We start from the raw sequence: 8,967 nt of genomic DNA, 5'->3' as shown, positions 1-8,967 counted from the left end.
CCGGGGAATTGCGATGAAGACCGTGCTGATCGTCGAGTGCATGCAGGAGATCTCCTCCTTCAACCCTGTGCCGTCGGAGTATGAGAATTTCGAGATCGAACAAGGCGAGGCGCTGTTTGCGCATCGCGGCGGCAACACCGCGATTGGCGGTGCGTTGCAGATCCTCAATGCCGATGCGGGCATCAGGGTAATGCCGGGCATTGCGGCGCGCGCCGGCAGCGCCGGCCTGTTGTCGGAGCAGGGCTGGCGCCGCCTGTCGCAGCAGCTGCTGGAGGCGGTTCGGGCCAAGATCGACGCGGTCGACGCCATTTACGTGTCGTTGCACGGCGCCATGGGCGCTTCCGGCGAACTTGATCCCGAAGGATTTCTGCTCAGTGAAATCCGCGCCATGGCCGGCCCCGATACGCCGATCGTCATCTCGCTTGATCTGCACGGCATCCTGACCGAGAAAATGATCAAGGCGATCGACGGGCTGGCGATCTATCACACCTATCCGCATGTCGATTTTGCCGACACGGGGGCGCGGGCGGCGCGGCTGCTGCTGCGTCTGATGGCCGGCGGACCGCCGGCGGCAATCGCGCGGGCGGTCATTCCGGCGCTGGTGCGCGGCGACGAACTGATCACGCGTACGGGCTGCTATGGCGATCTGATCCGCGAGTGCCAGCGGCTGGAAGCCGAGGGAAGCGCCCTGTCGGCCGGCGTCATGATCGGCAATCCCTTCACCGATGTGCCGGAAGTGTGCAGCCAGGTGATCATCAGTACGGACGGGGATGGCAAAACCGCGCAACGGGAAGCCGAACGGCTTGCCGCGGAGTTCTGGGCGATGCGTCATCGCATGCAAAGCCGGCTGGTGCCCCTTGAGCGGGCCATCGGCCAGGCGCGCACACTAAAGGGAACAGTGTGCTTCACCGATGCGGCCGATGCCACGTCGTCCGGCGCCAGCGGCGATTCCAACGTCATCTTGCAGGCCCTGCGCGAGGCGAAATATCCGAAGCGGGTGCTGGCGCAGATTGTCGATCCCGCCGCCGCCGCGGCGGCCCACCAGGCGGGCGTAGGGGCAACGCTTTCGCTCACGCTCGGGGGCGGCATGGATGCCGAGCGCTACAGGCCGATGCCGGTGACGGCACGAGTAAAATTGCTCTCCGACGGGAGGGCGCGCCTTGAAACGATGGGGCTGCCGCTCGATGCGGGAGCGACGGCGGTGCTGGCATTCGAGCAGTTCACCGTCGTCGTCATGAGCCGGACCGTCAGCCTGTTTGACCGGGCGATGTATTTCGCCTGTGGCCTTAATCCGGCTGATTTCGACCTCGTCGTGGTGAAGTCGCCGCACACCGAATATCACATGTATGACGGCTGGGTGGCGGCCAATTTCAACATCGACGCGCCGGGCGCGACATCGGCGAATATCGCGCAGCTCGGCCACCGGATCTGCGCCCGCCCGATGTTTCCGCTCGATGCCATTCATGAATTCGTCCCGCGCGCCACGCTCCATCGGCGTGGCTGAGCGGCTGTCTGAAAGGCTGACATGAAGATCGAATCCGTCGAGCTGTTTTATCTGGCGATGCCGGAGATCACCGAGGAGGTGGACGGCAGCCAGGACGCGTTGCTGGTGCGAGTCAGTGCCGGCGGGCTGGTCGGCTGGGGCGAATGTGAAGCGGCGCCGCTGCCCTCGATCGCCGCATTCGTCTGTCCGCCATCGCATGGCGTCTGCCGTCCGGTCGGGGCCTCGGTTCTCGGCGCGCGGCTGGACAGCGTGGCCGACATCGCCCGCATTTCGGCCGAGGTGCGCTACAATTCGATGGATCTGCTGCAGTCGGCGCATACGTTGTCGGGCATCGAGATGGCCCTGTGGGACCTGCTCGGGCGCAAGCATGATGCGCCGGTCTGGTCCCTGCTCGGATTTCCTGCTTCGCTCGCCAAGACGCCCTATGCCTCATTGCTGTTCGGCGAAACGCCGGAGATCACGCGGGGGCGGGCCGAGCAGGCGCGCGGCGAAGGGTTCCACGCTGCGAAATTCGGCTGGGGTCCGATCGGCCGGCACGGGGTTGCTGCCGATGCGGCGCAGTTCGAGGCGGCACGGCAGGGGCTGGGCGCGGATGCGCATCTGATGGTCGATGCCGGGCAGATCTTCGGAACGGATGTCGGCGCGGCTGCGGACCGGCTCGAGGCGCTCGATGCGGCCGATGTGCTGTGGCTCGAGGAGCCGTTCGACGCCGGCGCCTTCGAGGCTTATGCAGCTCTGGCGGAGCATAGGTCGCGGGTGCGTCTGGCTGGTGGCGAGGCGGCGCACAATGTGCACATGGCGCAGCATCTTCTGGACTATGGCCGCATTGGCTTCGTGCAGGTCGATTGCGGCCGCATCGGCGGGATCGGACCGGCGCGCCAGGTGGCGGAAATGGCGGCAGCGCGCAAAGTCACCTATGTCAATCACACCTTCACCTCGCACCTGGCCCTGTCGGCGTCGCTGCAACCGTTCGCGGGCATGGATTGCAGCCGCATCTGCGAATATCCGGCCAGCCCCAAACCGCTGGCGGCGGCGATTGCTGCGGTGCCGATCGGACTTGATGCGGATGGGTGTGTCCGGGCGCCGGAAGCACCGGGACTGGGGATCGACATCAATGTCGAGGCGATCCGGCCCTATCTCGTTGACACGGAAATCCGCGTCAGTGGCGAAGTGATCTACCGGACGCCGGATCTCTAGGCCCGGACAACGCACTTGCCTCAGAGCGTCATTTCACCGGCGAAATGGCAAGCGGCCTGATGCGTTCCGCCGGCCACCGGCGAAAGCGGCGGCGGCGTCGACGTGCAGATCTCGCGTGCGATCGGGCAGCGGGAGTGGAAGGGGCAGCCGGGGGGCGGATCGAAGGGGCTCGGCAGATCGCCGGCAATCGCCCTGTAGCGCGTCTTGCCCTTGTGGCGCGCCGGTGCAGAACGCAACAGGGCAATGGTGTAGGGATGCGCCGGCCGCTCGAAGATCTGTTGCTTGTCGCCGTATTCCACCACCTTGCCGAGATACATCACCATGACCCGGTCCGAGATGTGACGGATGACCCCGAGGTCATGGCTGATGAACAGATAGGTGAGATCGAGCTCGGCTTTCAGATCCTGCAGCAGATTGAGAATTTGTGCCTGGATCGAAACATCGAGGGCGGAAGCGGCTTCGTCGCAAACGATGAAACGCGGATTGAGGGCGAGGGCGCGGGCAATGCAGATGCGCTGGCGCTGACCGCCGGAGAATTCGTGCGGAAAACGGCCGGCATGATAGCGCGCAAGGCCGACGAGATTGAGAAGTTCGCCAAGGCGCCGGTAACGCTCGGCGGGGGTGCCGATGCCGTGGATGACCATTGGTTCGATGATCAGTTCGCCGACGCTCATGCGCGGATTGAGGGCGCCGAGAGGGTCCTGGAAAATGATCTGCAGGTCGCGGCGCATGGCGCGCATTTCCGCTGGCTGCAGTGATTTCAGATCGGTGCCGTCAAAGGTGATCTCGCCGGCGGTCGGTTCGATGAGCCGCAGCACCAGGCGGCCGACCGTCGTCTTGCCGCAGCCGCTTTCCCCGACGAGGCCGAGTGTCTCGCCCTTGTTGATGGCAAAGGAGACATCATCGACGGCGCGCACCGTCTTTGCAGCGGCCAGAAGCCTGCCGCCGATCTCGAAGCGCTTTTCGAGATTGTCGACGCGCAACAGCGGCGCCTCAGCGTTATTCATTGCACTCTCCGCGGTCCGGAAACACGTAGCCGGTCGGGCGTATGCAGGCGACGCGGTGGTCATCGCCGCAGGGATACAGCACCGGCCTCGCCTCCCGGCAGGGCGGCCTTGATGCGGCGCACCGCGGCTCGAAGCGGCAGCCGGGCGGCAGATCAAAGGGTGGCGGGACGGCGCCGGGTATGGCGTAAAGCCGGTCAACGTCCGACTGACTTAAGGGGATGCTGGCCAGCAGTCCCTCCGTATAGGGATGTTTCGGGCTGGCGAATGCCTGGGCCGCACTCGCATCCTCGACCACCTGGCCAGCATACATGATCATCACCCGGTCGGCGAAGGAGGATACGACGCCGAGATCGTGGGTGATCATCACCGTGCCCATCTGAAACTCTTCCTGCAGATCCTGCAGCAGTTCGAGAATCTGGGCCTGGATCGTCACATCAAGTGCGGTCGTCGGTTCGTCGGCGATCAGCACGCGCGGCTGGCAGGCGAGGGCCATGGCGATCATGGCGCGCTGGCGCATGCCGCCCGACATCTGGTGCGGGTAGTCATCGACGCGGCGCGCCGGCGCCGGTATGCCGACACGGGCGAGGGCATCAATAGCGCGGGCGCGCGCCTGGCGGCGACCGAGGCGCTCATGGCGGCGCAGCGTCTCGGCGATCTGCTCGCCGACCGTCAACACCGGGTTCAGAGCCGTCATCGGTTCCTGGAAAATCATTGCGATGTCGGCGCCGCGCAATTGCTCATAGCGCCTGCGGTCGGCACTCAGCAGATCCTCGCCACAAAAATTCATCCGCTCGGCGCTGATGTGAGCGTGACGCGGCAGCAGACGCATCAGCGCGAGGGCGGAGACGCTCTTGCCGCTGCCGGATTCGCCGACGATGCCCACCACCTCGCCCTGATGCACAGTGAAGGAGACACCGCTGACCACCGGTACGGCGCCAAAAGCAACTTTCAGGTTGCGGACTTCAAGGAGGGGCGGGGCAGCAGTGTCAGATTGAGCGACAGGCCCGCCGGCCGGCTGGCGCGTCGATCGCTCAGCCCCAGCGGAACGCTCAGGGACAGTTTCGGCTCCGTCTATCATAGAAATATCGTATACTATCATACGATTTCCGCAAGTTTTGTGATTGCGGAAAGGCGCCCTCGCGCCGCTTCTGGCTGTGGTCGTTTCCCATCATAGCGGCAGCAGGCCGCTGTTGACCACCTCGCGGCAAGGATAGCCCATGCCCTCGGCGCTAATCGGCCCGCCACAAGCATGCTGTGATGGGAGTGAATGCTGTTCTTTCCGGTGAGTGCGCTCATTCCCACCGATCGAAGCTCCGAATTCCGTCTCTGGGGGGGGGGGTAGTGTAAAATCTACTCACACAAACGATAAGTTAATGTCACTTTTAACCGGAAAAATTTTCGTTACGGTGGATCGTCGCCGATTAGCGGGGTGAGTTGCAGCGGCAGCGGGCTGCGCCGTGGACCTGAATTTTGCGTGACCGCGAGAATGACCGTCTCCGCAGTGGGCCGATAGCGTTTCAGAAAGGTTGCCTGCGAATGACGATGAAACCGGATTTTCAAACCATTCATTCCGCTGGCGTCGATCTCAATGTGGCGATCTTCGGAGAGGGTCCGGCGGTCGTCTGCCTGCATGGCTTTCCCGACAGCTGGTTCCTGTGGCGGCATCAGGTCGATGCGCTGGTGAGTGCCGGTTACCGCGTCATCGCGCTGGATCAGCGCGGCTTTGGTGCGTCGAGCAAGCCCGTGGAGGTCGAGGCCTACGCGATCGATCTGCTGGTCGGCGATGTGGTTGCGGTGATGGACAGCCTTGATCTCGAGAACGCACATGTTCTTTGCCACGACTGGGGTGCCAATGTGGGGTGGTATCTGGCGCATCGCCATCCCGAACGCGTCAACCGGTTCATTCCCGTCGGCTCGGGGCACCCGATTTTCAGCCGCACGATCGAGGGGATGGAAAAGGCCTGGTACATCCTGCTGTTCCAGTTCGAGGGCGTCGCCGAGGAGATGATGGCGCGCGACAATTTCAGCCTGTTTCGGCAGCTTGTGCGGCATCACGACGAATGCGGTAAATGGATCGAAGATCTGTCGCGTCCGAACGCCCTGCGGGCCGCCATGAACTGGTATCGGGCGAATTATTCGCCGCAGAACGGCCTGGTGATGCCGTCTGTCGGCTCCATCCAATCCGCGACCATGGGGGTGTTCGGGCTCGATGACGTGTTTCTGCAGGAAATGCGGATGATCGGATCGAAAAACGCGGTGGAGGGCTTCTGGCGCTATGAGCGTGTGACCGGCGCCGGGCACTGGGTGCAACTCGATCGTCCGGGCTACTTCAATGCTCTGCTGCTCGATTTCCTGCGCCAGGATCTTCCCGAAGCGAAAGGATCGGCAGGACCGGGCACGTGAGCGCCGTCGGATTACCCGATCTCTGGCGTCCGTGGCGGATCAGCGCAGCGCGCGGCCGCAAATTCTCAAGGAATGCATGATGCCCGTCTATTCGGATCTGGTCCCCCACAGTTTCTGGCGCGAAATATCGCCCTCGCCTGAGGACCGGTCGGGGCTTGCCGCTCCGCTCGGACGCAGCATGCTCAGCATGCTGCACCTTGTCAGGGTGTTTGAAGAAAAGGTGCTGGAACTGGCTTCGCAGGGGCTGGTTCATGGACCGGCGCATTCAGCCGTCGGCCAGGAGGGGGGTGCCGTGGGCTCCATCCTGGCGCTGCGTGGCAGCGATCAGGTGAATGGTTCGCATCGCGCCCACCATCAGTTTCTCGCCAAGGCGCTGGCTTATCTCCGGCCCGACGGGATCGACCCCGAAGCTGAACTTGGCAGCGACATTCGCCAGGTGGCCAAGCGCACCCTGGCGGAAATCATCGGTCTTTCTGACGGGTTCTGCAAAGGGCGTGGCGGATCAATGCATCTGCGCTGGGCCGAAGCGGGGAATCTCGGCACCAACGCCATCGTCGGTGGCGGCGTTCCGATGGCGGCGGGTGCAGCCTGGGCGCATCAGCGCGCCGGCAGCGGCGATGTCGTCTACACCTATTTCGGTGATGGGGCGGTGAACATCGGATCGGTTCTCGAGACCATGAACATTGCCGCCGCCTGGAAACTTCCGCTGTGCTTCTTCATCGAGAACAACCATTATGCGGTATCCACGCGCGTTGACGAGGTTACCGCCGAAACCCGGTTGTCGGCGCGCGGGCTGGGTTTCGGCATTCCGTCCCTGCGGGTTGATGGGATGGACACGCTGGCGGTCTATCTTGCGGCGCAGGAGGCCAACGCGATCATGCGCAGTGGCGGCGGGCCGGTGATCATCGAGGCGGATGTCTACCGCTATTTCCATCAGAATGGCGCGCTGCCCGGATCGGCTTTCGGATATCGCACAAAGGACGAAGAGCAGGAATGGCGCGGGCGCGATCCGCTCGTGGCGATGGCGCGCGATCTTCAGGAGCGGCAGATCATCGGCAGCGTCGCTGTCGTTAAGCTGCACAATGCCTGTCAGGCGATGATGGACGACATTGCCGGCGAACTGGTCGAGGAAACCGGCGATCGGCGGCAGGTGGTGCCGGCCCTCTGGCCGTCAGAGGATTTTCGCGATTTCGGGCTGCGTGGCGATCTGTCGGAATTTGCAGATGCCCGGTTCGAGGAGCAGGACAGCTTTTCCGGTTCGCTTGTCGAGGACGTGAAATTCATTGACGTCGTGGCCGATGTGATGCGGCGGCGCATGGCAGAGGATGAGCGGATCGTCGTGCTCGGTGAGGATGTGCACCGGCTCAGGGGTGGCACCAACGGGGCGACGCGCGGCCTGGCGCAGGAATTTGCCGATCGCTGCCTCGGCACGCCGATCTCCGAGAACGCTTTTACCGGCCTTGCCGCGGGGATGGCTGCAGACGGGCGGGTGCGGCCGGTCGTCGAGTTCATGTATCCCGATTTCATCTGGGTGGCGGCCGACCAGCTGTTCAACCAGATCGGCAAGGCGCGGCACATGTTCGGGGGTGAGAATGCAATGCCCCTGGTGGTGCGCACCAAGGTGGCGATCGGCACGGGGTACGGCTCGCAGCATTCGATGGATCCGGTCGGCATTTTCGCCACGTCGCCGGGCTGGCGCATCGTGGCGCCGTCAACGCCCTTTGACTATGTTGGATTGATGAATGCCGCCCTGCGCTGCGACGACCCGGTGCTGGTGCTTGAACATGTGGATCTGTATGCGAGCAAAGGCGCGGCGCCGGCCGACGATCTGGATTATGTCATTCCCATCGGCAAGGCCAAGGTGGTGCGCACCGGCAAACATGCGACCGTCCTGACTTACCTGTCGATGGTGACCGCCGTTCGCGAGGCCGTGGAGCGGTTGGGTCTTGATGTCGAGATTATCGATCTGCGCACCCTCGATCGGGCGAGCTTCGATTGGGAGACGGTCGAAGCATCCGTCTGGAAGACCAACAATGTCCTGATCGTGGAGCAGGGGGCCGCCGGCACATCCTATGGCGGCTGGCTGGCCGATGAATTGCAGCGGCGGTGTTTTGATGCGCTGGATCAGCCAATCCAGCGTGTGCATGGCGCCGAAGCCTCGCCGAGCATTTCGAAAGTGCTCGAGGCGGCGGCTTCAACGCGAACCGGCGACATCGAAGCCGCTTTGCGAAAAGTGATGGCCGACCAGGGCCTGGCGGTGGCGACATCATGAGTGCGCAGCCGCACGGCGGCCTGCGTGCAGCGGGGACACGCGGCCCATGACGGGGAAAGTACCGGGCATCGCGGGCGTCGAACATATCGGGTTCACCGTTCCCGATCTCGATGCTGCCGTGGCGTTCTTTGTCGATGTGCTGGGCTGCCAGAAAATATACGAGGTCGGACCCTTTCAAAGCGATGGGGACTGGATGCAGACGCATCTGGGTGTCGATCGGCGTGCCGTCATGAAGCGCCTGGCCTTCCTGCGTTGCGGTCACGGCAGCAATTTCGAGATTTTCGAATACGACGCGCCCGACCAGGCCAGGACGCCGCCGGCCAACAGCGATGTCGGCGGACATCATCTTGCCTTCTATGCCCTCGATTTCGACACGGCCTATGCCGCCTTGCAGGACAGCGGCGTGAGCATACTCGGTGTGCCGACCTACCGCGCGGACGGGCCGAGCGGCGGGCAGACCTGGGTCTATTTCCTGACCCCATGGGGCATGCAATGCGAACTGGTCAGCTTTCCCGGGCGCAAGGCCTATGAACGCGCGACCCTGCACCGTCTTTGGCATCCCGTCCATCCGCAGGAGTGACTTC

At 63.7% G+C, this 8,967-nt stretch carries 7 protein-coding genes; 5 read left to right on the top strand and 2 right to left on the bottom strand.

Going from position 1 to position 8,967, the window contains the following annotated elements; translation table 11 throughout:
* Nucleotides 1-13 precede the first annotated feature (13 nt).
* Nucleotides 14-1,504 carry a M81 family metallopeptidase gene (locus KY465_RS00210; RefSeq protein ID WP_219157104.1) on the top strand — a complete coding sequence of 497 codons (1,491 nt, stop codon included), beginning with the start codon at nt 14-16 and terminating at the stop codon, nt 1,502-1,504.
* Between the two features lie 21 nt (nt 1,505-1,525).
* The gene (locus KY465_RS00205) at nt 1,526-2,701 is read left to right on the top strand and encodes a mandelate racemase/muconate lactonizing enzyme family protein (RefSeq protein ID WP_219157101.1); all 1,176 of its coding nucleotides are present in this window, start codon (nt 1,526-1,528) and stop codon (nt 2,699-2,701) included.
* 20 nt (nt 2,702-2,721) lie between these two features.
* Here KY465_RS00205 and KY465_RS00200 read toward each other — a convergent pair whose 3' ends face one another.
* Both KY465_RS00200 and KY465_RS00195 read right to left on the bottom strand, forming a co-directional pair.
* Entirely contained in the window at nt 2,722-3,708 is a 987-nt protein-coding gene (locus tag KY465_RS00200) for an ABC transporter ATP-binding protein (RefSeq protein ID WP_219157098.1), read from the bottom strand.
* The gene (locus KY465_RS00195; RefSeq protein WP_219157095.1) at nt 3,701-4,786 is read right to left on the bottom strand and encodes an ABC transporter ATP-binding protein; all 1,086 of its coding nucleotides are present in this window, start codon (nt 4,784-4,786) and stop codon (nt 3,701-3,703) included. Before KY465_RS00195 ends, KY465_RS00200 begins: the two co-directional genes overlap by 8 nt.
* A gap of 458 nt (nt 4,787-5,244) precedes the next feature.
* Here KY465_RS00195 and KY465_RS00190 point away from each other — a divergent pair, with 458 nt between their 5' ends.
* The 3 genes from KY465_RS00190 (at nt 5,245) to KY465_RS00180 (ending at nt 8,963) form a co-directional block, all read left to right on the top strand.
* Complete coding sequence (locus KY465_RS00190) at nt 5,245-6,111, top strand: alpha/beta fold hydrolase (protein ID WP_219157093.1); 867 nt, start codon at nt 5,245-5,247, stop codon at nt 6,109-6,111.
* Nucleotides 6,112-6,190: 79 nt separating this feature from the next.
* Entirely contained in the window at nt 6,191-8,383 is a 2,193-nt protein-coding gene (locus tag KY465_RS00185) for an alpha-ketoacid dehydrogenase subunit alpha/beta (RefSeq protein WP_219157090.1), read from the top strand.
* 46 nt (nt 8,384-8,429) lie between these two features.
* Nucleotides 8,430-8,963: a VOC family protein gene (locus KY465_RS00180; RefSeq protein WP_219157087.1), complete on the top strand. Its 534-nt coding sequence runs from the start codon at nt 8,430-8,432 to the stop codon at nt 8,961-8,963.
* Nucleotides 8,964-8,967: the final 4 nt, after the last annotated feature.

It is taken from the genome of Neohoeflea coraliihabitans (assembly GCF_019334345.1).
In the GTDB taxonomy this organism is placed as follows: Bacteria; Pseudomonadota; Alphaproteobacteria; order Rhizobiales; family Rhizobiaceae; genus Pseudohoeflea; species Pseudohoeflea coraliihabitans.
The sequence above is the reverse complement of the archived record's forward strand: the minus strand, read 5'-3'. Positions and strand labels throughout refer to the sequence as shown.

Excerpts from the sequence above, each read along its gene's own strand:
- KY465_RS00210 (WP_219157104.1), top strand. The coding sequence starts at position 14 with ATGAAGACCGTGCTGATCGTCGAGTGCATGCAGGAGATCTCCTCCTTC.
- KY465_RS00205 (WP_219157101.1), top strand. The coding sequence starts at position 1,526 with ATGAAGATCGAATCCGTCGAGCTGTTTTATCTGGCGATGCCGGAGATC.
- KY465_RS00200 (WP_219157098.1), bottom strand. The coding sequence starts at position 3,708 with ATGAATAACGCTGAGGCGCCGCTGTTGCGCGTCGACAATCTCGAAAAG.
- KY465_RS00195 (WP_219157095.1), bottom strand. The coding sequence starts at position 4,786 with ATGATAGACGGAGCCGAAACTGTCCCTGAGCGTTCCGCTGGGGCTGAG.
- KY465_RS00190 (WP_219157093.1), top strand. The coding sequence starts at position 5,245 with ATGACGATGAAACCGGATTTTCAAACCATTCATTCCGCTGGCGTCGAT.
- KY465_RS00185 (WP_219157090.1), top strand. The coding sequence starts at position 6,191 with ATGCCCGTCTATTCGGATCTGGTCCCCCACAGTTTCTGGCGCGAAATA.
- KY465_RS00180 (WP_219157087.1), top strand. The coding sequence starts at position 8,430 with ATGACGGGGAAAGTACCGGGCATCGCGGGCGTCGAACATATCGGGTTC.